Genomic DNA, 24,154 nt, shown 5'->3' with positions numbered 1-24,154 from the left:
CGTTTTTTTATTCGTTCGATTAAAAAGAACTCAAAACGCCTCAAAAGTAGGCTTTTCTCTTACATCTCTTGTAGTTTCTTAGAGAATAAAGAGACTTTTCCCCAATTTGTGTACTCGACTTCTTTGGTTGTATCCGTTTCTCCGCCTGTCATATTCATAATGAAGCGAATCATGGTTTTATCGAACCAGTTATAACGAGGGTAATAGAGGGCGCCCGCGAATACACCGATCAAAGTTGGTTGCCACGGGGACTTAAGAAGGAACTTCTTAATATAGACGCTACCTTCAGGAGTATCTTTGCCTTGGTCTTCTTTACGAGCTGTTAAGTTAACGCAAAAGAAAGCAACCTTATTGGATTGCAACTGAGTAAGGTTGGCATCAATGAACTTATATAGCTTCTTATTAAGGTGGCCGTAACGAATAGATGCACCAATCAACACTCTGTCGTATTGAGCAAAGTCGACATTACTAATAGTGTGCAGATCTTGAAGCTCACATTCGAACTCATTCATTTCTTCTTTTATATAGTTCAAGATCTTCTTGGTTTGCCCTTCACGGCTTGAATACAAAAATAGAGCTTTTGCCACAATATGTCCTTAGCTACGCCAAAACGTAGGGGTCAACAAAATTAATAAGGTGAATATCTCTAAACGACCAAACAGCATAGATACGAGCAACACCCATTTGGCCTTATCATTCACATCGCCGAAGTGCATTGCCACTTCACCTAAGCCAGGGCCAAGGTTATTCAATGTTGCCGCTACGGCAGAGAAAGCACTCAGCTCATCCATCCCAGTAGCAATAAGAGCCAACATACAAACCACAAAAACCAATGCGTATGCAGAGAAGAAGCCCCAAACCGCATCAACAACACGTTGTGGTAACGCAGAACCGCCAACTTTGATGGTATAGACAGCACGCGGGTGAACAAGACGCTTCATTTCACGAGCACCTTGTAGAGTAAGCAATAAGATTCGAATAACTTTCATACCACCGCCCGTTGAACCTGCACAGCCCCCTATAAAAGAAGAGAACAGAAGCAGAACAGGTAAGAACAATGGCCACTCGGAGAAACCTGTAGTGGTGAAGCCTGCTGTCGTCGATATAGATACCGTTTGGAACAAGGCTTGATCAAAGGCATCGTAATACGAGTCATAAGAGTGGTGATTAAGCAGTAATAAGAAACAAACTAAGAACAAGACTGCTTGAATAAAGATAAAGGCGCGGAATTCAGGATCTTTCCAATAATACTTAGGATGCACACCACCAGAAGCAAATGCAGCAAAGTGAAGCGAATAGTTACACGCAGAGATAAGAAGGAACACGACCGTAATCATGTTGATAGCCGGACTATTGAAATAGCCCATACTCGCATCGTGAGTCGAGAAGCCACCAATCGCAATAGTAGAGAAGCTATGACTGATAGCATCAAAGAAGCTCATGCCTGCAAGCCAAAACGCCACCGCACAAGCAATCGTTAGACTCAGATAGATGTACCAAAGCGCTTTTGCCGTTTCAGCAATACGCGGAGTCATCTTACTGTCTTTTACTGGACCCGGGATTTCTGCACGATATAGCTGCATACCACCGATGCCGAGAACAGGAAGGATGGCTACCGCTAATACGATGATACCCATACCACCAAACCATTGCAGGAACTGGCGGTAAAACAGAATCGCCTTAGGCAGATCATCGAGGCCGACAATAACGGTCGCGCCCGTGGTTGTTAATGCAGAGAAGGATTCGAAGAAAGCATCGGTTACCGACACATTGGGGTTATCGGCGATCAAAAACGGCAGCGCACCAGCACTACCGATTACCGTCCAGAATAAAACAACAATCAAGAAGCCATCACGCGCTTTCAATTCATGCTTATAACGTCGGTTTGGAAACCAGCAGGTTGCTCCACAGAATAAGAGAACAAAAAAGGTCGTCACAAATGGCACACCCGCACCATCTCGATAGATCAGAGCGACGAGCGCAGGTGCGAGCATTGATACACTAAAAAGTGCTAATAATAATCCGACGATTCGAATAATTGAGCGAAATTGCATGAGCTATTGAACGAAGCGAAATGCTTCACACTTCCTAGTTGTCTTTGACTTTCGTTACCAGTGCCTTAGCACCGCTTTTATTGATCATGGTTTGGGTAAACGAATCTACCTGAAGGAGCTCTATTTCAATAATAAGCTCAACTTGAACACCATAATCCGCTTGGACTTCAACAGCCTGATGCTGAGCCATGATGGATTGTGCAATCGGCACAAAACCATAGTCTAACTCTAGCCGTAATTTTGTGGTTATTTTTTTCTCGATAGTTTGAAGCAGCTTGAGAGCTTGTTGTACTCCACCACCATAAGCCTTAACTAAACCACCAGTACCGAGCTTGATTCCGCCTGAATAGCGAGTGACTACAGCCGTTAACTCGCCAACACCCGAACCAGACAGTTGCGCCAAGATAGGCTTTCCAGCAGTACCCGAGGGTTCGCCATCATCACTAAAGCCCCACTTCATCGAGTCTTCAGGTCGCCCTGCAGCAAAGCCCCAACAGTTATGTCGCGCTGAAGAATGCTCTTTTTTTACCTGTTCAACGAACTGCTTAGCAGCTTCTACACTTGGAGTATGAGCAAGATGAGTAATAAAAACGCTCTTTTTTATCTCTTCTTCAAATAAAGCCGACGCTGACGGTATTAAATAGGGCTGTTCATTCATATCGTTAACTTAATTAATAAGAGCGGCGAAGTGTATCACGCGTGAATAATAAGGGTTAGAGGATCTGTGCCATCGCACAATGTTAAACAATTGTTTAAAAAATGTATTGAAATTCACCAAGCAGAGGTACAGACTAGAACAACTGGTCTTACCAGGTGTTCTACAATAATAGAAAGATAACAAGATTCTCTCAAACAATCGTGGATTGTATGTCATGGAGATAGACAATGATTTACCAAGCTAACACCTTACAGGTAAAGGAATTACAAGATGGTATTGCAGAACTTAGCTTCTGTGCTCCGGCCTCTGTAAACAAACTCGACCTTGCTACTTTAGAATCACTAGACAAAGCGTTAGATGCTCTTAATGCTCACGCTGGATTACGTGGTTTAATCTTAACTTCAAACAAAGACGCGTTCATCGTAGGCGCAGACATCACTGAATTTCTTGGCCTATTTGCTAAGCCAGAAGCAGAACTTGATGAATGGTTAAGATTCGCTAATTCAATCTTCAGCAAGCTCGAAGACCTTCCTGTCCCAACTCTTTCAATGATGCGTGGCCATGCCCTTGGTGGCGGCTGTGAATGTGTCTTAGCGACCGATTTTCGTATCGGTGACAAGACCACCAGCATAGGCCTACCAGAAACCAAACTTGGCATCATGCCTGGATTTGGTGGTTGTGTGCGTCTGCCACGTGTTATCGGTGCTGACAGTGCAATGGAAATTATCACGCAAGGCAAAGCATGCCGTGCAGATGAAGCACTTAAAGTTGGCTTGTTAGATGCGATTGTTGAAACAGACCAACTATTAGAAGCAGCGATTAACACTGTTTCTCTAGCAGCCAATGAGAAACTCGATTGGCAGCTACGTCGTAAACAAAAAACATCAGCGCTTTCACTAAGCAAACTAGAAGCGATGATGAGCTTTACCATGGCTAAGGGCTTAGTGGCTCAAAAAGCAGGGCCTCATTACCCAGCACCCATCACTTCGGTGATTGCTATCGAAGAAGCAGCACGTAGCGATCGCGATGCAGCACTAGACATCGAGCGTAAACACTTCGTTAAGCTAGCGAAATCTGAAGAAGCGAAAGCATTGGTCGGCTTATTCCTTAATGACCAATACATCAAAGGCCTAGCGAAACAAGCTGGTAAGTCTGCAAACAAAGCGACTGAACGCGCAGCGGTACTTGGTGCTGGCATCATGGGTGGCGGTATTGCTTACCAGTCAGCATTGAAAGGCGTGCCAGTGATGATGAAAGACATCGCACAAGCATCGCTTGATCTTGGTATGAACGAAGCTTCTAAGCTGTTGAATAAACGCTTATCACGCGGTCGCCTCGATGGATTCAAGATGGCAGGTATTCTGTCTTCTATTACCCCAAGCTTACATTACGCAGGTGTTGAACAGTCAGATGTGATTGTGGAAGCCGTTGTAGAAAACCCTAAAGTAAAAGCAGCAGTACTGAGTGAAGTGGAAGGTCTCGTGGGTGAAGACACAGTTCTTACATCAAACACCTCAACGATTCCGATCAACCTGCTAGCAAAATCTCTAAAACGCCCAGAAAACTTCTGTGGCATGCACTTCTTTAACCCAGTACACCGCATGCCTTTGGTTGAGATCATCCGTGGCGAGCATACTTCAGAAGAAACCATTAATCGCGTAGTCGCTTACGCAGCGAAGATGGGCAAATCCCCTATCGTTGTTAACGACTGCCCAGGCTTCTTCGTTAACCGTGTACTTTTCCCTTACTTTGGCGGTTTCAGCATGTTGCTACGTGACGGCGCTGACTTCACCAAGATCGATAAAGTGATGGAGCGTAAGTTCGGTTGGCCAATGGGCCCTGCATACTTGCTAGACGTTGTAGGTTTAGACACTGCACACCATGCACAAGCAGTAATGGCGCAAGGTTTCCCAGAGCGTATGGGCAAAGAAGATCGTGATGCGATCGACGCGCTTTATGTCGCTGAAAAATACGGCCAGAAGAACGGTAGCGGTTTCTACACATACAGCGTAGACAAACGCGGTCGTCCTAAGAAGACATTCTCTGAAGACATTCTTCCTATCTTGGCTGACGTATGCCAACAGCCGCAAGACTTTGATGACCAAACAATTATCCAGCGCGTGATGATTCCAATGATCAACGAAGTGGTGCTTTGTCTAGAAGAAGGCATTATCGCGACACCGCAAGAAGCGGATATGGCACTGGTTTACGGTTTAGGCTTCCCTCCATTCAGAGGCGGCGTATTCCGCTACTTAGACAGTGTGGGCATTGGTAACTTCGTTGAAATGGCGAAAGGCTACCAAGACTTAGGTGCAATGTACCAAGTTCCTCAGCTATTGCTTGATATGGCAGCGAAGGGCGAAAGCTTTTACGACAGCCAACAAGCCAGTTCTCTGTAACCCACATTTGGAAAAGGAATAGCAAAATGAAAAATGTAGTTGTTGTTGATTGCCTTCGTACCCCAATGGGACGTTCCAAAGGTGGAGCTTTCCGTCACACTCGTGCTGAAGATCTGTCGGCACATTTGATGAAAGGCATTTTAGAGCGCAACCCAGAAGTAAACCCTGTCGAAATTGAAGACATTTACTGGGGTTGTGTACAACAAACGCTAGAGCAAGGCTTCAACGTCGCACGTAACGCTGCTTTGCTTGCTGGTCTACCGATTGGAATTGGTGCGGTAACAGTCAACCGTTTATGTGGCTCATCTATGCAAGCTCTGCATGATGCAACCCGCTCTATCATGGTTGGTGATGCTGAAATCTGCCTTATCGGTGGTGTAGAACACATGGGTCACGTACCAATGAACCATGGTGTTGATTTTCACCCAGGCATGTCTAAGCACGTAGCAAAAGCGGCGGGGATGATGGGTCTAACCGCTGAGATGTTAGGTAAAATGCACGGTATTAGCCGTGAAGACCAAGACGCCTTCGCCGCTCGTTCACATGCTCGAGCACAAGCTGCAACAGTAGAAGGTCGTTTCAAGAACGAAATCCTACCAACCGAAGCTCACGCAGCAGACGGTTCACTGTTCACTCTGGATTACGATGAAGTTATTCGCCCAGAAACAACAGTTGAAGGTCTATCTCAGCTGCGTCCTGTATTCGATCCAGCAAACGGAACGGTAACAGCCGGTACTTCATCAGCACTGTCTGATGGTGCCTCTGCAATGCTGATCATGAGTGAAGAGAAAGCCAACGCGCTTGGCCTGAAGATTCGCGCTCGCGTGAAGTCGATGGCTATCGCAGGTTGCGATCCTTCAATCATGGGTTACGGTCCGGTACCGGCTACGCAAAAAGCGCTGAAACGTGCAGGCCTAACCATCGAAGATATGGGTGTGATTGAGCTAAACGAAGCGTTTGCTGCTCAATCTCTTCCATGTGCTAAAGATCTCGGTCTATTGGATGTAGTTGACGAGAAAGTAAACCTTAACGGCGGTGCGATTGCTCTTGGTCACCCACTAGGCTGTTCTGGTTCTCGTATCTCGACGACGCTAATCAACCTGATGGAAGCGCAAGACGTGAAATACGGCTTGGCGACCATGTGTATTGGTTTAGGCCAAGGTATTGCAACGGTATTTGAACGCCCATAGCGATCACTGGTTTTAATACTTGTAGGGTAATATTTTGTGCAGCTATATTTATATAGCTGCACTTTTTATTACTTGGCATCCAACAATGCATCGATTGCGTTCAGCGAGAGAAAAACCAACACTGATATCTATGCACAAAACGCATAGATTCAATGTTGATGTTTCATTATTTTTTCTCGGATGATTCAACTAAAGTTACTTCAGTTTCCTAATATTCCTCCTACGGAGCAGATCATGTTTAAAGCACTTGTACTAAACCAAGAAGACAAAAAAACTATCGCATCAGTTTCTCAAATTGATGAGTCTCAATTACCAGAAGGTAACGTGAAAGTTGATGTGAGCTACTCTTCTTTGAACTACAAAGATGGTTTGGCGATAACAGGTAAAGGGCGCATTGTTCGCAACTTCCCTATGGTTCCTGGCATTGACCTTTCTGGCGTGGTTTCACAATCTGATGACCCGCGCTACAAAGCAGGCGACGAAGTTGTTCTAACGGGTTGGGGTGTTGGTGAAGGTCACTGGGGTGGCATGGCTGAGAAAGCCAGCCTAAACGGTGACTGGTTAGTGCCAATGCCAGCGGGTCTAGACGCTAAGAAAGTCATGGCGATTGGTACCGCTGGTTTCACCGCTATGCTTTGTGTGCAAGCTATCGTAGATGCAGGCATCAAACCAGAAGACGGTGAAATCCTAGTAACGGGTGCTAGTGGCGGCGTAGGCAGCGTGTCTATTACGCTGTTAAACCAACTAGGCTACAAAGTAGCAGCGGTTACTGGCCGAGCTTCAGAAAATGGCGAGCTTCTAAAATCACTAGGTGCAACACGCATTGTAGAGCGTGCTGAATTAGAAGAACCAGCGAAACCACTTGAGAAACAACTGTGGGCTGGTGCTATCGATACAGTAGGTAGCAAAGTACTTGCGAAAGTATTGGCACAAATTGATTACAACGGCGCGGTTGCAATGTGTGGCCTAGCAGGTGGTTTTGATTTACCAACTACAGTAATGCCATTCATTCTACGTAACGTTCGCCTACAAGGTGTGGATTCCGTAATGTGCCCTCGTGAAAAACGTATTAAAGCGTGGGAGCAACTGGCTGAACTACTACCTGAGTCTTTCTACGGCCAAGCGACTAAAGAGGTGCCTTTAGATGGCGCAATTCAAGCTGCAGAAGACATCACTAACGGTCAAATCACTGGTCGCGTAGTCATTAAACTATAGATTCTCAAACATAAAGTTATCAAACCTTAAGCAACAGCTTTAGGCTTGGATAACCCAAAACAACAAAGGGCTGATTTTTATCAGCCCTTTTGCGTTTTTGTTATTCGGGTCTAGTGAGCCCAGACTCAGTCCTAGTTAACCCAAACCGACATCCGCAATTCGTTTTTGAATCAGCTCACCACACTCTTCTTTTACCACTCTTCTTAACCACTGTTGTGAAGCAGAAGAATCACATCGCGAGTGCCAGATCAGTGAGTAATCAAACGGCATAAATTCAAATGGTAATGGCTTGACGACTAAGTCATAACGCTCTGCCACCAAGTAAGCCAAATCAGCAGGTACAGTAATCACCAACGGCATTCTATCGACAATCGCCAATGCCGCTTCAAGGTGATAAGCACGCAGCACCATTTTTCGTGGTTGTTGATTGGCTAAGGCATTGTCTAATAAAGCCTTAACACCATCACTGATCGCAATCATCGCGTGCGGGAGTGATACATAGTCTTCAAGGTTTAAAGGCTTATCGGCTAATGGGTGATTCTTAGATAACAGGCACGACACACCGACCGGCCCCAATACATCTTGATGAAGTGGTGCAACGCTGCCACTCGGGCGACAAATAGCCATATCGACACGTTCGGTGCTGAGTTGCTTAAACAAATGCTCATGCTGCAATGGTGCAAACTCCAAAGAGATGTTCGGCGCTTGCTCATAAATCTTCGGCAGAGCATAAGGCAAGATGGTTTGCATCGCGTAGTCAGTGGTCGCAATCAAAAAGCGCTCGCTGCAATAGTAAGGATCGAAATCACTCGGGCTAAGAAGTTGGCGGAATGATTCTAAAGGTTGGTCAATGCGCTGGCTGATCTCGAGTGCTTTCTTGGTGGGAATAAGGTGCTGACCTTGGCGTGTAAACAGGGGATCGTTGAGTAGTTCTCTTAAGCGCCCTAATACTCGGCTAGTTGCCGATTGGCTTAGGTTAAGACGAAGCGCGGCTTGACTAACACTGCCCTCTTCAATCAATACCTTTAAGGCGACCAGTAAATTCAGGTCTCTACGATAGATGTCTTCTAATTCCACGCCACTTACCTAGCTGTATACAATTATCATTGGTCACTAAGTTGTTTATAGCATGCTTTAGATAAAAAAAATCCCGCAATTACGCGGGGAAGCCCAAGAAAATCTGGGGATAGTGTCGGAATGTTGTCGTATTGGAATTTGCTTGCTGTATTCGGGTTAGTGCTCTTGCTCCTCGACTATGCCTTGCCAACGGCGCATCTCTACCCAAATACCAATAATCGTTGCTACTATGCCAAAAATTGGCATTAGAGAGGTCTCTGTCGATGAGCGTAGTACTAACGCACAAAAAGAAATAAAACAGAGAACTGAATAAATTGTTAATCTATCTAATCCTGTCAACATCGCCACTCCTTAGCTAGTTGCCTTTGATCTAAATTGTTATCAACTTGTTAATTAAGTTATAGGAAATGGTTCCGTTTGCCAAGCACTTATTGCATATTTTTTCTGCAGACGTATTATTCACTCGTTAGATAGATATAGAGATACAAACCATGACATTCAAACCTGAACTGGCAACCCACACTTTAGAAGCTGAAGGCCTGCGTTGCCCAGAGCCAGTAATGATGGTCAGGAAGACAATTAGAAACATGCAGGATGGCGATGTGTTACTGGTAAAAGCTGACGACCCTTCGACAACTCGCGATATTCCGAGCTTTTGTCGATTCATGGATCACCAGTTGGTAGGCCAAGCGACAGAAACGTTGCCTTACCAGTATTTGATCAGAAAGGGATTGGAGGCGTAACGCCCCACCGACTATCAAGTATCAAAAAAGCCGCTCGTACCTTATGTTCTTCAACAGAACTCAGAGTACGAGCGGCTTTTTGTTTATTCGTTTCTAGATTTATTTTGCAGATGCTCAAGCTGATGCTGAATTTCTCGGATATCTTTTCGCATAGGAATAATATGCGCGACCCGAATCCAAGCTTCTACCGCAAGCCCGGTCATGATCATCGAACCAGCCACCATTGGTAGCCACATGTCCGTCAACACCATGCCTAGTAGTGTAAGTGCAAGACCAAAGGTAAATAGATAACTTTGGCTTTGTGGAGTAATACCCATATAACGCGTCAACATAATCATGCCCTCGTGTTCTTAACTCACAAGATTAAAATATCATGACAAGTATGACAGTTATATGTCCATTCGCTCGATAAACCCCACAATACTGTAAGAGTATGACCTACAACACATTACTCTACTGATGAGTATAATAGGACTCAATACTACCGCTTAATAGAACGCTGCTGCGATAGCCAAACCCACGAACAACAAGGCTGTGATCTTGCGAATCAGGTCAAGTGGCATCTTATCTGCCGATAGCTTACCAATGATCACCACAGGCACATTCGCCAGCAACATACCAATGGTAGTACCGAGAATGACCCACGTTAATGCATCCGAATATTGAGCCCCTAGAATCGATGTCGCAATCTGAGTCTTATCACCGATCTCAGCAATGAAGAAAGCGATAAAACTGGCGACAAACGGCCCTCGGTTCGAGATCTGTTCATCGTCATCTAATTTATCCGGAATCAGAATCCAGCCTGCCATCGCAATGAAACTGACCACCAGCACCCACTTAAGTACCTCAGGAGATAAATAATCAGCGACCACAACACCTAGCCACGCAGCAAGGGCATGGTTGGCAATGGTGGCAAAGAAAATAGCCGCAATAATAGGTAGCGGTTTTCGATATCGGCTGGCTAATAAAAGGGATAACAACTGAGTCTTATCACCGATCTCGGCTAAGGCGACAGTTGTAATTGAAATTGCTAAAACGCTCACGACATGCTCATTTGGGATGAGGATTATTATATTTAACCAAAGACAAACCTCGCGCCCCATCCCGGTTCACGATGCTTGTCTAAGGTCTTGCTAAGCGCCACCAAGGTGGTGGTTGCCTCGAACGCCATGATGATTTTGCATCAATTATGTTGACGAACGAACTCATTCAATAGGATATGAATAAGTAAGCTACTCCCCAAAGACCGCGAGATTTTAATCACCCACGCTTTCAAACACAAGAGTCAAAGTTATCAAAATATCCACTTGTGCCGAAAAACAAACATTAAAGGCAAAAAAATCCACTAAACGACATTTTAGACCACTAATTAAACAAGATTACCCCTACTCGCTTTACCAATATCTCGGTATACTCAGAGGTTATTTTTATCATTCATTTAAAAGAATCGCGCGAACCTGACTATGCAAAAATACGATATCAAAACCTTCCAGGGAATGATCCTCGCGCTGCAGGATTACTGGGCACAAAACGGTTGTACCATTGTTCAACCACTAGATATGGAAGTAGGTGCTGGCACCTCTCACCCAATGACATGTCTACGTGCACTTGGCCCAGAGCCAATGTCTACGGCATACGTTCAACCTTCTCGTCGTCCGACTGATGGTCGTTACGGTGAAAACCCGAACCGCCTGCAGCACTACTATCAATTCCAAGTAGCTCTAAAACCTTCTCCAGATAACATCCAGGAGTTGTACTTAGGCTCGCTTGAAGTTCTTGGTGTCGACCCACTTGTTCACGATATTCGCTTCGTAGAAGACAACTGGGAAAACCCAACGTTAGGCGCATGGGGTCTTGGTTGGGAAGTATGGCTAAACGGTATGGAAGTGACTCAATTCACTTACTTCCAACAAGTTGGCGGTCTTGAGTGTAAGCCTGTAACGGGCGAGATCACTTACGGTATCGAGCGTCTAGCAATGTACATCCAAGAAGTAGACTCTGTTTACGACCTTGTATGGAACGTAGCACCAGACGGTTCTAACGTGACTTACGGTGATATCTTCCACCAAAATGAAGTTGAGCAATCAACATACAACTTCGAGCACGCAGACGTAGATTTCCTATTCACTTTCTTCGACCAGTGCGAAAAAGAGTGTAAAGAGCTACTTGAGCTTGAGAAGCCACTGCCGCTTCCAGCTTACGAGCGCATTCTGAAAGCAGGTCACGCATTCAACATCCTTGATGCGCGTAAAGCTATCTCTGTAACAGAGCGTCAACGTTACATCCTTCGTATCCGCAACCTGACTAAAGCTGTTGCAGAGGCGTACTACGCGTCACGTGAAGCGCTTGGCTTCCCAATGTGTAAGAAGGATAAATAATCATGGCGAAGAATTTTCTAATTGAACTAGGTACGGAAGAGCTTCCACCAACAGCACTTCGTTCTCTAGCAGAAGCCTTTGCTTCTAACTTTGAAGCGGGTCTTAAAACGGCTGAGCTTTCTCACGAAGGCATCAAGTGGTACGCAGCACCTCGTCGTCTAGCACTTAAAGTGACTGCACTGGCTGAAGGCCAAGCAGACAAAGTCGTTGAGAAGCGCGGTCCTGCAATTTCTGTCGCATTCGATGCGGAAGGCAACGCGACTAAAGCTGCACAAGGTTGGGCTCGTGGTAACGGTATTACTGTTGAGCAAGCTGACCGCCTGAAAACAGACAAAGGCGAGTGGCTTCTTTTCAAACAAGAAGTGGCTGGCAAACCTGTTCAAGAATTGGTGATGGACATCGCTGCGAAAGCTCTCGCTGGCCTACCAATTCCTAAAGCAATGCGCTGGGGTAACTCAGACATTCAATTTATCCGTCCAGTGAAAACACTGACAGTACTACTAGGTGATGAGCTTGTTGAAGGCAAAATCCTAGGCGTAGCTTCTGCTCGTACTATCCGTGGCCACCGTTTCATGGGCGAACAAGAGTTCACAATCGACTCTGCTGACCAATACCCTGCGATCTTAGAAGAGCGCGGTAAAGTAATGGCAGATTACGATGCGCGTAAAGCGATCATTCTTGCTGATGCTAAAAAAGCAGCAGACGCGGTTGGCGGTATTGCAGACCTAGAAGATGACCTTGTTGAAGAAGTTACCTCTTTGGTTGAATGGCCAGTGGTGCTTACTGCTAAGTTTGAGCAAGAGTTCCTAAAAGTACCTTCTGAAGCTTTGGTTTACACCATGAAAGGCGACCAGAAGTACTTCCCAGTGTATGACGCTGATAAAAATCTTCTGCCAAACTTCATCTTCGTTTCGAACATCGAGTCTAAAGAGCCTCGTCACGTAATCGAAGGTAACGAGAAGGTTGTACGTCCACGTCTTGCTGATGCTGAGTTCTTCTTCAACACAGACCGTAAGCGCCCGCTGATCGACCGTCTTGCTGAATTAGACCAAGCTATCTTCCAGAAGCAATTGGGTACTATCAAAGACAAAACCGACCGCATCACAGAACTTGCTGGCTACATCGCTGAGCAAATCGATGCTGACGTTGAAAAGTCTAAGCGTGCAGGCCTACTGGCTAAGTGTGACCTAATGACATCTATGGTATTCGAATTTACGGATACTCAAGGTGTGATGGGCATGCACTACGCGACTCACGATGGTGAAGACGAGCAAGTAGCACTAGCACTTTACGAGCAGTACATGCCTCGTTTCGCGGGTGACACACTGCCAAGCACTGGTATTTCATCAGCAGTAGCAATGGCAGACAAGCTAGACACTATCGTAGGTATCTTCGGTATTGGCCAAGCACCAAAAGGTTCTGACCCATTCGCTCTACGTCGTGCATCACTAGGTGTGCTACGTATCATCGTTGAAAACGGCTACAACCTAGACCTAACCGATCTAATCGGTAAAGCGAAAGAGCTACTAGGCGACAAGCTAACTAACGACAATGTTGAAGCTGACGTTATCGACTTCATGCTAGGTCGTTTCCGCGCATGGTACCAAGATGCTGGTTTCAGCGTTGATATCATCCAAGCGGTACTAGCACGTCGTCCAACTAAGCCAGCTGACTTTGACCAACGTGTTAAAGCGGTTTCTCACTTCCGTGAACTGGAAGCAGCAGAAGCACTAGCAGCAGCGAACAAGCGTGTAGGTAACATCCTTGCTAAATTCGATGGCGAGCTACCTGCTGAAATCGATCTTGCTCTTCTTCAAGAAGACGCAGAGAAAGCACTGGCTGAAAACGTTGAAGTAATGACAGAAGCATTAGAACCAGCATTCGCAACAGGCAACTACCAAGAAGCCCTAAGCAAGCTTGCTGATCTACGTGAACCTGTTGATGCATTCTTCGATAACGTAATGGTTATGGCTGATGACGAAGCGCTTAAGAAGAACCGTCTAACGCTACTGAACAACCTACGTAACCTGTTCCTACAGATTGCTGATATTTCTTTACTACAGAAGTAAAACCAATTTGGAATAAATATTAAGGGGGAAGCTTTGGCTTCTCCCTTTTTTTTATCCAAAGCTAGTGTAAGCTCTATCTGGTTGAATATTATTGTAGATAGGGATATTACATGCTGGTTGTTTTGGTTGAAGATAATGAAATATTGAATCACCACCTATCTTCTCAGCTCAGTGAGCAAGGACATACTGTCCATGCAGATAGAACAGCTTCTGCATGTTTACAAACGATTCAAAAACAGTCCAATACAGATGTGATGATCATTGACCTTGGCCTCCCTGACTTTGATGGCATTACGCTGATCAAGCAAATACGTCGTAAAGAAATTGCAGTCCCAATATTAATCTTAACCGCACGTGGCAACTGGCAAGATAAAGTAGAAGGGCTTAACTCCGGGGCTGATGATTACCTTACCAAGCCCTTCCAATTTGAAGAGCTACACGCTCGCCTTGAGGCGCTTGTTCGTCGCAATCAAGGGTTTTCCGCTTCCCAAATCAAAGCGCAATCGCTCACCTTAGACACTCAAGCCAAACGTATCAGTTACGATGACGCTCTGATTGAACTTACAGCCTTAGAATTTCAAATATTCGAGTACTTAATTCGCCATTGCTTACAAATCGTATCTAAACAACAAATCGCAGACTCCCTTTATGCGCAGGGTGAAAATGTTCAGCTAAACAATATTGAGGTTATCGTTTCACGCTTACGTAAAAAGTTAACGCAATACACTCAAGCTAAGCTGATCAGCACCATTCGCGGGCAAGGTTATCGTTTTGAACTAGAAGCCAAGTAGTATGAAAAGACTGTACAAAACTCAGTTCAGACGTCGGACATTCGCCGTTGCTGCTTCCATTATGATTTCAATGGTACTCACTAGCGCCTGGTTCTACTACAACAGTCAAAAACACCAACTTTTTGAGTACTACTCGAAAAATACCCTTCGAGAATTGCCTGCTGTAATCAATGAACTGCTGTCTTCTGGGGAAATACCGCCATTGACGGAGTGGGATAGGTTCTATGCGAAAGAGTCTCCCAACACTAGCGTCACTCTATGTGATCACAACAATCAACAAGTATGGACATCAGTAAATATTGAAAGACGAGCTAAGCTGCTATCAGAGATAGGCGTCAGCCAATCTCAAGTCAACGAACTGTGTCATGATCTAAATTTCCCCATAGATACTATTCGTTTGGTTGAAAGACCGAATGGCGCCGCTTTTATTGTCCACACAATTCTCTGGAAAGGTTTCCAGGAAAAAAAAGATGGCAGAGTTATCTTTACCCAAAGGGTCGAAGAGAAAATAGAACCCATACATCAGTTAAAATACACCGCGGTTGGAGTGTTAGTGGTTGCGCTTGCTTTGATCAGTGCTCTACTTTTGGTTTTTTATCGTATTAGTTTTGCGCCGTTTACTCGACTAGAGAATGAACTGAATGACATAAAGCAGGGTAAACAAAACCAATTAGCCCAGTCATACCCTGAAGATTTACATAGCGTCACCAGTGCATTGAACGAATTGCTATACCAACAAAAAGAAAATCAGGAGCGTTATAAGCGTTCTCTCAATGATCTCGCCCATAGTTTGAAGACTCGCGTGACAGTTTCTCAAGCATTACTTGATGAAGACTCATCCAAAACAAAGAATGACCAAATCAACCAACAACTGTTAGAAATGGATAGCTTAATTCAGGCACAACTCAAAAGGGCTTCGCTAGGCGTTAAAGGTATAACGACTTCATCGACACCGATAAAACCAATCCTCGACAGCCTAGTAGGCATGTTTACGAAAATCCATGCCGACAAAAAGATCCAATTCATCACTCAGTTTGACGACCAACAGACCGTGCCTCTTAATAAAGATGATCTTATGGAAGTGCTCGGTAACCTATTAGAAAATACTTATCGGTTCGCACAAACCTCTATCGAATTCAAAGCCACTCAAAGCGAACAGCAGATCCTGATTGAGATCTATAATGATGGGCCAGTAATAGATAACTCGATCAGCCAAACCTTATTTCAACGTGGCGTAAGAGCCGATCAGAAGACCCATGGTACAGGATTAGGTTTGGCGCTATGTGATGAGATACTCCATAGCTACAAAGGGACAATCTGGTTTGAGCAATCAGATAACCCATCCGTGGGTGTCGTTTTAAAAATACTGCTCCCAACAAGTTAAATTTGTAGGGCAGGGTTAAGAGTGAATATCAACCCTGCGATTGTTATGGCGACCGGATTCAGTCTCGTTACTCTGCACTGGGTTCGCCTCACCTTGTGAACTCACTGTCAGGTCTTCAATATTTACGCCTTGCTCTTTCAAATACCCAACAACAGCATTCGAGCGCTGCAAGCCTAAGCTTAAGTTGTAACTATCACTACCTTTTGAGTCGGTATTCCCCGTGACGATAAATTCGGGAGTTTGATGTTCAAGTTTAGCTATAAGGTTTAACAATAAATAACGAGATTTTTGATTCAGTTCATCGTCATCGAAATCAAAAGTCACGCGAGCCAACACCTCACGAGCCAACTTACCTTCTACAAATTTAGTTCGACTCAGTAAGTATTGTGCGCAATCAGCACTTTCTGATACTTGAGTTAACTTATCTTGAATCAGATTTTTAATCGCTTGATTAGCTGTGCTTGTGTTCACTTGCATGAACGGGCCTTGGTGATACATCACTTTCTTCCCCTGACCGATCGTTACCGTCTTCTCAAGTTCAGAGTCGCTCATATGGCAGTAATGATAAAGTAGTTCGTTAGTATCTGGTTTTAAAGGGGCTGCCAGTATAGAAAACGACAGAGTAAATAAAGACATAACAGATATAAGCGTTTTCATTTTTGCTCTCTTAATAATATTCAGTTAATAAAAAGGATGTCACATATCTCTATTGCGCTAAGTGACCCACTTCTTCCGTAATTAATCCCAAAATTTTATTGAGAATGTCTTCCTTGTTTTCAGCCTTATAAACATTATTTCGGCCAACGCAATTACGCAGACCCACGTTTTTATTAAGTTCATAATCGAAACCAATCACAGCCATGCGCGCGTTCATTCGTTCACCATCAGGTGTCATCATTCCTTGGCTTACCCCGCCAATTACCTCTATGTCATCATGCGTATTATCTGCCGAAACTTTGCCGCCGTTGACCATGTTGAGAATGTTGCTACACATACCTTTCGACACAAGCTTATTGGTTTGCCCTGCGTAGTGATTCCAATCTTCCCCATCAGACAGAATAATGATCAGCTGCTTTTGGTTCTTCGACATTGAAGTCACAATTTGCCCTGCACGAATAATGCCTTGCAGTGAAGCAGTGCCTCCCCCAGCTTTGAATTTCTTGACCTTTTTAGTGAAGGATGAAAAGTCGGTGGTAAAATAGAGGTCGTAGAACCGTGCATCATCATCGCCATTAGGCACACGCGAGGCTTCTCCTTTAACGATAAATTGTTGAGCTATCGTTTTGTTAAAATTCACCGTATCGTCTTTATCGTATTCACCTTCTCTTGAAACTACCCGCTGATCGCGAACCACTAAGTTATCATTCTTATCTTTATTGATGGTTCGGCGATTAAAACCGGTAAGTGCAACCCGATGAGGGTGCTCTGGATATAGATCGTTATACGCGCCGAGTTCATCAGCCACATCTTCAATAATGTCTTTCAGATCATTTAGCTTAGAATGCCGACCACCACTCCACGAGTCATTCATAGATTCTGAAAAATCGACGATAAAAGTAATGTCTATCGGCTGGCTTTGATAGCGTCGTGCTTTCGATGATCCCGTCACATTGAAGCTATCACCAAAGCCAGAAATCACATCGTTACCAGGAAACCAGGACTTGTGCAGTGTTTGACCCGCAACACGATATTCAAAGTAGCGTGCTTCGCCTCTTTCCGTAGCAGCAATACATTCAGGTATCTCATCACACCCTAGCTTCTTAACTTCAATATCTAGGATCGAGTCCATGTCATATAGATAATGCTGAATATAGCGCTCCGCCAATTGGTGGTCTTGCTCATCTTTTGCTGATACCGCTAGAACAGCCGCTTCTGAAGCTTCCTCTAATCGAGCTTTGGTTTGTAATGCGCGGGCACCATCAGAACCAAGCATAAACACTCCAAACAAAGCTGGGATCATAATGGCAAACAGCATAGCTGCATGGCCAGACTGCTTACGCATAGCGTGTTTCATAACCTTTCTCTTCGCTCTACCTGCCGATCACGACAGAATCAGACATCACGTGAGTAAACTCACGCCCCAAAATACCACCAATCCAATTATCCGATTCATAACAAACCGTCACTCGGTACAGGGGCATTTCTCGACCTCGGTTAGTCACTACCGTCATGGACTCTAATGAATCAATGGTTTGCTTTATTCTGCAGGCAACAACACCGCGTTTTTCACTGATCGCGGGGTTGGGTGTACCCACTTGTTTGAAGCTCAACTCTTCCACCAACAACCCATAGTGTTCCCGTTCAAAATGACCAAAGGTACGCAGTAAGGAATGCTGAGCAATGATATCGATATCATCGACTTCTTTAGTTGTAAGCTGATAATCAGTATCATAAAGTTGGGTTCTCTCTTTAAGTACATTGACCAGTGAATAAGAGAGTCGATCGAGTTTTCCTTTCAATGAAAGCTTGATGATCACGTCACCACTGAAAGCAATCAATAAGCTGAAAAATACAGCGACCATGGCAAACTCAATACTAAAAACCCCCTGCTGCTTACTCTTCAAATTCCCATGCTTTAGGGTTCTAAATTTCAAATTTTGACCTTTCATATTCCTGCACAACAATCATCTCTCTGCTCATTAAATTCTGAGTCGTGAAGAAGTAGCTAAAGATAGGTGAAAAACGGTAGTTAATTCGATAAATGGCAAGCGCTGCGTTATCAGCATCACCACACTCTTTAAATTTTTGACTACCAGAAATACTGCATTGGTCTGTAATACTAGCTAACTCACTCAGGTTTTTAGAGTAGTGAATCGTGACTTGAAAATTGTCGCCATTAACAACCTGATTCCAGATACTGCCTTCTCGGTGCAAAACCTTATCTACCGTATCGAGATAATTTCCTGAGCCCTTTTTAGCTGTGCGAGCCACCTCTGAAACCGCCAAGTCGTTGATCGCCGAAATGTACGAGATATAGCTCATCTCAACCCACGCCATACACATCAACCAAAAAGCAAAAAAGCCCACCGCAAACTCTATACTCGCGACACCCTTTTGCTTATATCGCATTACCCGCCTCCTCCGATAACGAAAGACCACTGACTGCCAGCGTTTGGCTCTCTAATGAATAAGGAGTGTGGTGGCGCAACGCCTGATAAATTTTTTGGATTTGGTGCTTGCTGTATCTTTCACTCAACACACTTTCGACAAACGGGTAGTGGCCCAACTTAGCCATACTCAACGTCAAGTTTGCCATCATCTGTTCGTTCATCTGACCGCGCTTATACAATGGTAATAAACGCTCCATAGCTGCTTGATAATGCTCTTGCGTAATATCGAGCACAGCCAAATTATTATTCACTGATACCGAGTCATAAAAATGCTCGCGCGCGCGTTCAAAATACCGACGAGATAGATCAAACTGATAGCTGTAACCATAAAACGTTCCCAGTAAATTCTCGGCTGCCGCATGTGTAGCATTTTCCACTAATACTTGTTTAGCACTACTGATCGCTGCTGGGTACTGACCTAATTCACCGTATGCTTTCGCTTGCATCAATAAACTGTTCACACTGGGTTGTGGTTTTTGAGTAACAGGGGCAATGTAAAACAGAGCCGACTCAGCATCGCCCATAGCTAAATATGTATTCGAGAGTTTTTCTCTCACTTCATCAGCGTCGTATTGCTGCAGCTGATTTTTATACAAACGGGTTAACTGAACGTAATTATGTGTTTTTTGATAGATAGCCTCTTTTGACTTATCTTTCTGCCAACTCGCTTGAGTTGAACTGCATGCCGCCAACATTAAAACTAACGTTAGCGCGATTATTTTCTTAAACATTAAGCATCATCCTCATTACCCCCGGAGCGGCAATTACGAATACAATTGGGATCAAGATAAACACGATCAGTGGAATCGACATCTTGGCAGCTAACTTCCCTATTTCTTCTTCCAGCTCTAGCATTTGCACTTCTCGAATATCGCCTGCCAACGTCGTTAACACGTTATAAATCGAGGATCCATGTTGAATGCTCTGCGTCAGCGTCATCACAAAACTACGAACTTCTGGTGATGGAACCTTGCGATACAACTCCTCTAAGGCATTTTCCATTCCGACCAAACGAGCCCGTTGGTTTGTCACCTCCAACAAGCTAGAAAGCTCTTTATCAAAGCTTTTCATTTCAATGGAGAGGTATTTCATTGATGCTTCGATTGTCATGCCGGTTTGGACGCAAATCGCCATTAGGTCAATCAGATACGGCATTTGACGAGAGATTCGACGTTGACGGTTTTTAGCCATCGAGCTCAAGACTAGGTCAGGCATCACAATAACCACCATAGCCCACCCCGCAGCTATCGCGATCCATGATTCAGACGAAACCTCAATAAACCAACACACGCCTGCAACAACCACTTGCCCGATAAACAACGCACTGTACTTCAGTGGCATAAACCATTGAGCCCACCGGATGTCACTCACGCCTGCATTAGCAAAGCGCACTGCAATATCACTTTCGGAGGTGACGAAAATAGTCGACATGGGCGTCAACCAACGATTCAGTTTTATTTCTGCCTCTTTTGACTGATCGGCCAATCGATGATGTTTCGCTAAGGCTGCGATACGGTGTTTTTTCTGAGTACACACGACTAACCAATAAAATATGAGCAACAAGCCAAATGCTACGCCGGCCCAGGCGAAAAATAACCCAACGTTCGAGAAGTTTATTGAAGAAGCCATTACTTCACCTTTTTCATTAACGCCCAGATGATCAGCATGCCGATACTTTCACTTGTGATGAGGTAGTAAAGAATCGGTCTCCCTTCTGGGTGGTGCATTACGAACTCAAAATTTTCAGGACTAAGAAACTGCAAAATAAACAGAAAGAAGAATGGTGTTGCTCCTACAATTTTTGCGGAGATACGAGCCTCTGAAGTAAGAGCAAACTTTTTTCTTTCTACAGCTCTCGCTTCGAACATTTGTCGATTCAGACGTGACATCACCTCTTTTAATTGCCCCCCTCTTTGCATGTTAGCTCGCAAGGTAATGACAAAAAAATGAAACGACGGATACGGAAAGCGACGACAAGATTTACGAAACACATCATCAATCGGCTCGCCTAAATTGAGGCGCTCGCTCATCAGCTTAAACTCTTTACCTACCTCACCTTCAAGTTTCTTCCCTACATACCCAATGCCTCGCCCTATGCTTTCACCCGCACTAAGGGAACTTGCCAGCATGTTCAACGCATCAGGGAAGGTTTCTTCAAAGCGTTTTTTCTCTCGTTTCTGTAAATGGAGATAACCCAAAAACCAAGCGGTAATGAGAGTCAAAGGCAAAATTTCGAACCAAGGTAAGCGCAGTGACATTTGATTAAGAGTGCCGATCGCAAGCAGTGCTACAACAGAAAAAATGACGACCTTACCTAATGCCATTTTTCCAAGTTGGCGCTGTAAGTTATCCCAACGCACATGAAGTTTCTGTTTGAAGTTACGATCAGAAAAACTGGCAAAATTAACCGCTTGTTGCGTAAAACTCAGATCGCTTTTCAGATTACCTTTCGCTTGCTGTGATAAATACTCATCAACAGAGGGAGCTCTATTCGGCTTAAGCGCGACAATCATGAGTATTGCCCCACCCAAAATAATCAACCAATACATATCTCACTCCTATTGATTGAGTGTCATAGACTCAATCACTTGAGTTAACTTCTGCTCTACACCAAAGAAACGGGCTTTTTCATAAAGCGCAGAACGAGCCATAACACCAGATGTCACATAACTACCTCGAATGCGACTATCAGGGCTGTGAGGTGAAGTTTGGAAAGAGAACAACTCTTCTAACACCACGTTGCTTCCCTCAATACCGACCACTTCAGTGATATTCATGATCTTTCGAGAACCATCATGCAATCGGCTGACCTGAACGACTAAATCGACCGCGCTTACAATTGAGCGGCGGATCGCTTCTAAGGGCAAATTATTGGTCGCCATCATCACCATTGATTCGACACGAGCCAAAGCATCTCGTGGTGTATTGGCGTGCAACGTAGACATTGAACCATCGTGCCCAGTATTCATGGCTTGCAGCATTTCAAACGCTTCACCACCACGGCATTCACCCACAATAATTCGGTCTGGGCGCATTCGCAGTGAATTAATCACTAAATCTCGAGCGGTAATAGCCCCCGTCCCTTCAATGCCCTCATGACGAGTTTCCATTCGAACAACATGTGACTGCTGAAGCCTTAACTCAGCGGTATCTTCAATAGTGACGGTTCGTTCACCCTCTGATATATGCTGTGATAAAGCATTAAGTAACGTTGTTTTTCCCGATCCCGTGCCACCAGATACAAGAATATTGAGTCGGCAACGTGCAGCTAATTGAAGTAAACCTGCCATCTCGGAAGTAAGAGACCCAAATTCAACTAATTCTTCAAAACCAATACTTTGTTTTTGAAACTTACGAATCGAGATTGACGTCCCTTCCAATGTGATAGGAGGAATAACAATATTCACACGGCTACCATCATCTAACCGGGCATCACAAGTAGGAGAAGACTCATCGACCCTGCGCCCAACACGACTAGCGATGCGCTTAGCAATATCAAGCAACTGCTTCTCATCGATAAATCGAACAGGTGCTTTCTCGACTAAGCCATGACGCTCAATATAAACCTGTTGTGGGCCATTGATCATGATGTCGGTGATCGAGTCATCATCCATCAACACCTGCAAAGGCCCGAGGCCAACTAACTCATGTACCATGCTGGTGACATATTCTGATTTTGCCAGTGATGAAATAGATAACTGATCTCGACTCACTAGCATATCAACTGCGCTAGCTAACTGAGCTTCTAACTCTAGACGCGGTAAGCTTTCAATAACACTGGCATCAAGTGCATCAAATATCTGCTTACGCAGTTGTAAATAAATGCGCTGTGCATGTTCCATATCGTCCCCTTACCGTTTTAACCACTGGAAGAATGAAAATGCTGTTTTTTCCGCAACTTTCTCTCCCATCAATAAGGCAACTAACGTTTGCAGTCCGTATTTCATTTCAGAACGTGATTCACTAAGCAACTCACCTTGAAGTAGGTATTGATTAGCTTTGAAATCAAACACTAAATTCGCGTCTGCCTCTCGACCAAAATACTTAACTACATCCGCCTCACTAATTGACGCTGCGTTATGTGGTCGAGAGCGGTTCATTACCGTCAGTACGACAAGGTTGGGATAATGCACGTCGATTTCAGAACGAATTCGATTCAGCTCTCTTAATGACGATACTGTTGCATCAAATACCAAGACTAAAGCATCTAGTTTCCCCACCGCTTGTCTAAACTCTTCATTGGTTGTCGCAGTGTGAGAATAGTCTTCCACGACAAAAGCATGACTTGAAATCATCTGCTTCTTTAAAGACTGGGTGTATTGGAATAACTCATCACGGCCAAACTCATCTGATTCCACCGCAAGAAGTGACAAATTTTTTTCAATATTTTGTACCAAGCTTGTCGCGATATCATTATCCACTCCTGTAGTAAGGGTGCCTTTTTGAACACTGCGCTTAGTAAACTTCTTAAGCCCTAACATCACGTCAATATTGCTGCCAGTGTAGGTATAGTCGACTAGCAAAGTACTCGCATTTTGATGCTTGGCCAAACGGCGAGATATCTCACACGCTACAAGTGAAGTACCGACCCCACCTTTCACGCCCATGACTGCTATTTGCTTGGCTTTACGATTTGTACTCACGCCTTGTTGTGCTGCGTGGTTACGGGAAACGTTGTGATAAAAATCGATCGTTTCCGCTTCACCCGCTGGCCAAAACAAGTAATAGAAACCCAACTGTCTTAAGGCTCGAATGATGGATATGGTATCTTCACTGCCAATAATGATCACTGACACATGAGGAGGTAAGGTATGAGTCAATAACTGAGCATCAGCGACAATATCTTGGCTTTGATTTAATTCAACAAATACCACTTCAACATCTGGGTATTGCTCTAATCTAGTCACATTTGTGTCTTGGCTGGCGAACGAGCTAGGCTCAATCAACCCTTCAAATCTGAACGATTTTTGGATGAAGTCGCGGCATATCTCGGTTTGGAAAAGCATCGCACAACGATTCTGTTTCTCCGATTTTTTAGGTTCCGCACTGTTTAGTTTATTCACTAAATCAAACATCTGAAATTCTC

The 24,154-nt window shown here is 44.4% G+C and carries 24 protein-coding genes and 1 riboswitch; of the genes, 8 read left to right on the top strand and 16 right to left on the bottom strand.

Going from position 1 to position 24,154, the window contains the following annotated elements:
• Positions 1 to 59 precede the first annotated feature (59 nt).
• Genes hemG through ACED53_RS08525 form a run of 3 tightly spaced genes read right to left on the bottom strand, consistent with a single transcriptional unit; the run spans position 60 to position 2,712 of the window.
• Complete coding sequence (gene hemG / locus ACED53_RS08535) at positions 60 to 587, bottom strand: menaquinone-dependent protoporphyrinogen IX dehydrogenase (protein WP_017100519.1); 528 nt, start codon at positions 585 to 587, stop codon at positions 60 to 62.
• Positions 588 to 596: 9 nt separating this feature from the next.
• Positions 597 to 2,054, bottom strand: a complete 1,458-nt coding sequence (locus ACED53_RS08530; protein ID WP_102579888.1) for a TrkH family potassium uptake protein — start codon at positions 2,052 to 2,054, stop codon at positions 597 to 599.
• 34 nt (positions 2,055 to 2,088) lie between these two features.
• Positions 2,089 to 2,712 (bottom strand): YigZ family protein, encoded by a 624-nt coding sequence (locus ACED53_RS08525; protein WP_004736669.1) that lies wholly within the window; start codon positions 2,710 to 2,712, stop codon positions 2,089 to 2,091.
• A gap of 227 nt (positions 2,713 to 2,939) precedes the next feature.
• On the opposite strand from ACED53_RS08525, the gene fadB reads away from it, so the two are divergent.
• The 3 genes from fadB (at position 2,940) to ACED53_RS08510 (ending at position 7,516) form a co-directional block, all read left to right on the top strand.
• A complete protein-coding gene (fadB, locus tag ACED53_RS08520) occupies positions 2,940 to 5,111 on the top strand; it encodes a fatty acid oxidation complex subunit alpha FadB (protein WP_017099654.1) in 2,172 nt (723 codons plus the stop codon).
• A 26-nt stretch (positions 5,112 to 5,137) separates the two neighbouring features.
• Positions 5,138 to 6,301 (top strand): acetyl-CoA C-acyltransferase FadA, encoded by a 1,164-nt coding sequence (gene fadA, locus ACED53_RS08515; protein WP_017099655.1) that lies wholly within the window; start codon positions 5,138 to 5,140, stop codon positions 6,299 to 6,301.
• A gap of 234 nt (positions 6,302 to 6,535) precedes the next feature.
• The gene (locus tag ACED53_RS08510; RefSeq protein ID WP_017099656.1) at positions 6,536 to 7,516 is read left to right on the top strand and encodes an MDR family oxidoreductase; all 981 of its coding nucleotides are present in this window, start codon (positions 6,536 to 6,538) and stop codon (positions 7,514 to 7,516) included.
• 135 nt (positions 7,517 to 7,651) lie between these two features.
• On the opposite strand, the gene ACED53_RS08505 is transcribed toward ACED53_RS08510, so the two are convergent.
• On the bottom strand, positions 7,652 to 8,593 hold the full coding sequence (locus tag ACED53_RS08505; RefSeq protein ID WP_017099657.1) for a LysR family transcriptional regulator: 942 nt from the start codon (positions 8,591 to 8,593) through the stop codon (positions 7,652 to 7,654).
• A gap of 156 nt (positions 8,594 to 8,749) precedes the next feature.
• Entirely contained in the window at positions 8,750 to 8,935 is a 186-nt protein-coding gene (locus ACED53_RS08500; RefSeq protein WP_017099658.1) for a hypothetical protein, read from the bottom strand.
• A 149-nt stretch (positions 8,936 to 9,084) separates the two neighbouring features.
• Between ACED53_RS08500 and tusA the strand changes: the two genes are divergently transcribed.
• Positions 9,085 to 9,336 carry a sulfurtransferase TusA gene (gene tusA, locus ACED53_RS08495; RefSeq protein ID WP_004736675.1) on the top strand — a complete coding sequence of 84 codons (252 nt, stop codon included), beginning with the start codon at positions 9,085 to 9,087 and terminating at the stop codon, positions 9,334 to 9,336.
• 83 nt (positions 9,337 to 9,419) lie between these two features.
• On the opposite strand, the gene ACED53_RS08490 is transcribed toward tusA, so the two are convergent.
• Both ACED53_RS08490 and ACED53_RS08485 read right to left on the bottom strand, forming a co-directional pair.
• Positions 9,420 to 9,674, bottom strand: coding sequence for a hypothetical protein (locus tag ACED53_RS08490; RefSeq protein ID WP_004736676.1), 255 nt, complete (start codon positions 9,672 to 9,674; stop codon positions 9,420 to 9,422).
• A 150-nt stretch (positions 9,675 to 9,824) separates the two neighbouring features.
• A complete protein-coding gene (locus tag ACED53_RS08485; RefSeq protein WP_009848160.1) occupies positions 9,825 to 10,379 on the bottom strand; it encodes a TMEM165/GDT1 family protein in 555 nt (184 codons plus the stop codon).
• 34 nt (positions 10,380 to 10,413) lie between these two features.
• A riboswitch (yybP-ykoY riboswitch) is annotated at positions 10,414 to 10,589 on the bottom strand.
• A 210-nt stretch (positions 10,590 to 10,799) separates the two neighbouring features.
• On the opposite strand from ACED53_RS08485, the gene glyQ reads away from it, so the two are divergent.
• The 4 genes from glyQ (at position 10,800) to ACED53_RS08465 (ending at position 15,958) form a co-directional block, all read left to right on the top strand.
• Complete coding sequence (gene glyQ, locus ACED53_RS08480; RefSeq protein WP_009848159.1) at positions 10,800 to 11,714, top strand: glycine--tRNA ligase subunit alpha; 915 nt, start codon at positions 10,800 to 10,802, stop codon at positions 11,712 to 11,714.
• 2 nt (positions 11,715 to 11,716) lie between these two features.
• Complete coding sequence (gene glyS / locus ACED53_RS08475; protein WP_017099659.1) at positions 11,717 to 13,783, top strand: glycine--tRNA ligase subunit beta; 2,067 nt, start codon at positions 11,717 to 11,719, stop codon at positions 13,781 to 13,783.
• 110 nt (positions 13,784 to 13,893) lie between these two features.
• Positions 13,894 to 14,574 (top strand): response regulator transcription factor, encoded by a 681-nt coding sequence (locus ACED53_RS08470; RefSeq protein ID WP_009848157.1) that lies wholly within the window; start codon positions 13,894 to 13,896, stop codon positions 14,572 to 14,574.
• A gap of 1 nt (position 14,575) precedes the next feature.
• Positions 14,576 to 15,958, top strand: coding sequence for a sensor histidine kinase (locus tag ACED53_RS08465; protein WP_017099660.1), 1,383 nt, complete (start codon positions 14,576 to 14,578; stop codon positions 15,956 to 15,958).
• 15 nt (positions 15,959 to 15,973) lie between these two features.
• Here the strand turns inward: ACED53_RS08465 and ACED53_RS08460 are convergent, their stop codons facing one another.
• Genes ACED53_RS08460 through ACED53_RS08420 form a run of 9 tightly spaced genes read right to left on the bottom strand, consistent with a single transcriptional unit; the run spans position 15,974 to position 24,143 of the window.
• Entirely contained in the window at positions 15,974 to 16,615 is a 642-nt protein-coding gene (locus tag ACED53_RS08460; RefSeq protein WP_017099661.1) for an OmpA family protein, read from the bottom strand.
• 49 nt (positions 16,616 to 16,664) lie between these two features.
• Positions 16,665 to 17,972 carry a TadE/TadG family type IV pilus assembly protein gene (locus ACED53_RS08455; RefSeq protein WP_017099662.1) on the bottom strand — a complete coding sequence of 436 codons (1,308 nt, stop codon included), beginning with the start codon at positions 17,970 to 17,972 and terminating at the stop codon, positions 16,665 to 16,667.
• Between the two features lie 16 nt (positions 17,973 to 17,988).
• Positions 17,989 to 18,567: a tight adherence pilus pseudopilin TadF gene (gene tadF, locus ACED53_RS08450; protein ID WP_009848153.1), complete on the bottom strand. Its 579-nt coding sequence runs from the start codon at positions 18,565 to 18,567 to the stop codon at positions 17,989 to 17,991.
• A complete protein-coding gene (locus tag ACED53_RS08445; protein ID WP_009848152.1) occupies positions 18,542 to 19,027 on the bottom strand; it encodes a TadE/TadG family type IV pilus assembly protein in 486 nt (161 codons plus the stop codon). The genes tadF and ACED53_RS08445 overlap by 26 nt, the downstream gene beginning before the upstream one ends.
• A complete protein-coding gene (locus ACED53_RS08440; RefSeq protein WP_017099663.1) occupies positions 19,017 to 19,799 on the bottom strand; it encodes a lipopolysaccharide assembly protein LapB in 783 nt (260 codons plus the stop codon). The genes ACED53_RS08445 and ACED53_RS08440 overlap by 11 nt, the downstream gene beginning before the upstream one ends.
• Complete coding sequence (locus tag ACED53_RS08435) at positions 19,792 to 20,697, bottom strand: type II secretion system F family protein (protein WP_017099664.1); 906 nt, start codon at positions 20,695 to 20,697, stop codon at positions 19,792 to 19,794. The genes ACED53_RS08440 and ACED53_RS08435 overlap by 8 nt, the downstream gene beginning before the upstream one ends.
• Positions 20,697 to 21,617 carry a type II secretion system F family protein gene (locus ACED53_RS08430; protein WP_017099665.1) on the bottom strand — a complete coding sequence of 307 codons (921 nt, stop codon included), beginning with the start codon at positions 21,615 to 21,617 and terminating at the stop codon, positions 20,697 to 20,699. Before ACED53_RS08430 ends, ACED53_RS08435 begins: the two co-directional genes overlap by 1 nt.
• Before the next feature lie 9 nt (positions 21,618 to 21,626).
• Entirely contained in the window at positions 21,627 to 22,910 is a 1,284-nt protein-coding gene (locus ACED53_RS08425; RefSeq protein WP_017099666.1) for a CpaF family protein, read from the bottom strand.
• A gap of 9 nt (positions 22,911 to 22,919) precedes the next feature.
• Positions 22,920 to 24,143, bottom strand: a complete 1,224-nt coding sequence (locus ACED53_RS08420) for a P-loop NTPase (RefSeq protein WP_017099667.1) — start codon at positions 24,141 to 24,143, stop codon at positions 22,920 to 22,922.
• Positions 24,144 to 24,154: the final 11 nt, after the last annotated feature.

Origin of the sequence: Vibrio sp. 1F169 (assembly GCF_041439605.1) — a bacterium.
Lineage (GTDB): Bacteria > Pseudomonadota > Gammaproteobacteria > Enterobacterales > Vibrionaceae > Vibrio > Vibrio tasmaniensis_A.
The sequence above is the reverse complement of the archived record's forward strand: the minus strand, read 5'-3'. Positions and strand labels throughout refer to the sequence as shown.

Excerpts from the sequence above, each read along its gene's own strand:
- glyQ (WP_009848159.1), top strand. The coding sequence starts at position 10,800 with ATGCAAAAATACGATATCAAAACCTTCCAGGGAATGATCCTCGCGCTG.
- glyS (WP_017099659.1), top strand. The coding sequence starts at position 11,717 with ATGGCGAAGAATTTTCTAATTGAACTAGGTACGGAAGAGCTTCCACCA.
- ACED53_RS08465 (WP_017099660.1), top strand. The coding sequence starts at position 14,576 with ATGAAAAGACTGTACAAAACTCAGTTCAGACGTCGGACATTCGCCGTT.
- ACED53_RS08435 (WP_017099664.1), bottom strand. The coding sequence starts at position 20,697 with ATGGCTTCTTCAATAAACTTCTCGAACGTTGGGTTATTTTTCGCCTGG.
- ACED53_RS08420 (WP_017099667.1), bottom strand. The coding sequence starts at position 24,143 with ATGTTTGATTTAGTGAATAAACTAAACAGTGCGGAACCTAAAAAATCG.
- ACED53_RS08500 (WP_017099658.1), bottom strand. The coding sequence starts at position 8,935 with ATGTTGACAGGATTAGATAGATTAACAATTTATTCAGTTCTCTGTTTT.
- fadA (WP_017099655.1), top strand. The coding sequence starts at position 5,138 with ATGAAAAATGTAGTTGTTGTTGATTGCCTTCGTACCCCAATGGGACGT.
- ACED53_RS08445 (WP_009848152.1), bottom strand. The coding sequence starts at position 19,027 with ATGCGATATAAGCAAAAGGGTGTCGCGAGTATAGAGTTTGCGGTGGGC.
- ACED53_RS08530 (WP_102579888.1), bottom strand. The coding sequence starts at position 2,054 with ATGCAATTTCGCTCAATTATTCGAATCGTCGGATTATTATTAGCACTT.
- tadF (WP_009848153.1), bottom strand. The coding sequence starts at position 18,567 with ATGAAAGGTCAAAATTTGAAATTTAGAACCCTAAAGCATGGGAATTTG.
- tusA (WP_004736675.1), top strand. The coding sequence starts at position 9,085 with ATGACATTCAAACCTGAACTGGCAACCCACACTTTAGAAGCTGAAGGC.
- fadB (WP_017099654.1), top strand. The coding sequence starts at position 2,940 with ATGATTTACCAAGCTAACACCTTACAGGTAAAGGAATTACAAGATGGT.
- ACED53_RS08455 (WP_017099662.1), bottom strand. The coding sequence starts at position 17,972 with ATGAAACACGCTATGCGTAAGCAGTCTGGCCATGCAGCTATGCTGTTT.
- ACED53_RS08430 (WP_017099665.1), bottom strand. The coding sequence starts at position 21,617 with ATGTATTGGTTGATTATTTTGGGTGGGGCAATACTCATGATTGTCGCG.
- ACED53_RS08525 (WP_004736669.1), bottom strand. The coding sequence starts at position 2,712 with ATGAATGAACAGCCCTATTTAATACCGTCAGCGTCGGCTTTATTTGAA.
- ACED53_RS08425 (WP_017099666.1), bottom strand. The coding sequence starts at position 22,910 with ATGGAACATGCACAGCGCATTTATTTACAACTGCGTAAGCAGATATTT.
- ACED53_RS08510 (WP_017099656.1), top strand. The coding sequence starts at position 6,536 with ATGTTTAAAGCACTTGTACTAAACCAAGAAGACAAAAAAACTATCGCA.
- ACED53_RS08440 (WP_017099663.1), bottom strand. The coding sequence starts at position 19,799 with ATGTTTAAGAAAATAATCGCGCTAACGTTAGTTTTAATGTTGGCGGCA.
- ACED53_RS08460 (WP_017099661.1), bottom strand. The coding sequence starts at position 16,615 with ATGAAAACGCTTATATCTGTTATGTCTTTATTTACTCTGTCGTTTTCT.
- ACED53_RS08490 (WP_004736676.1), bottom strand. The coding sequence starts at position 9,674 with ATGATTATGTTGACGCGTTATATGGGTATTACTCCACAAAGCCAAAGT.
- ACED53_RS08470 (WP_009848157.1), top strand. The coding sequence starts at position 13,894 with ATGCTGGTTGTTTTGGTTGAAGATAATGAAATATTGAATCACCACCTA.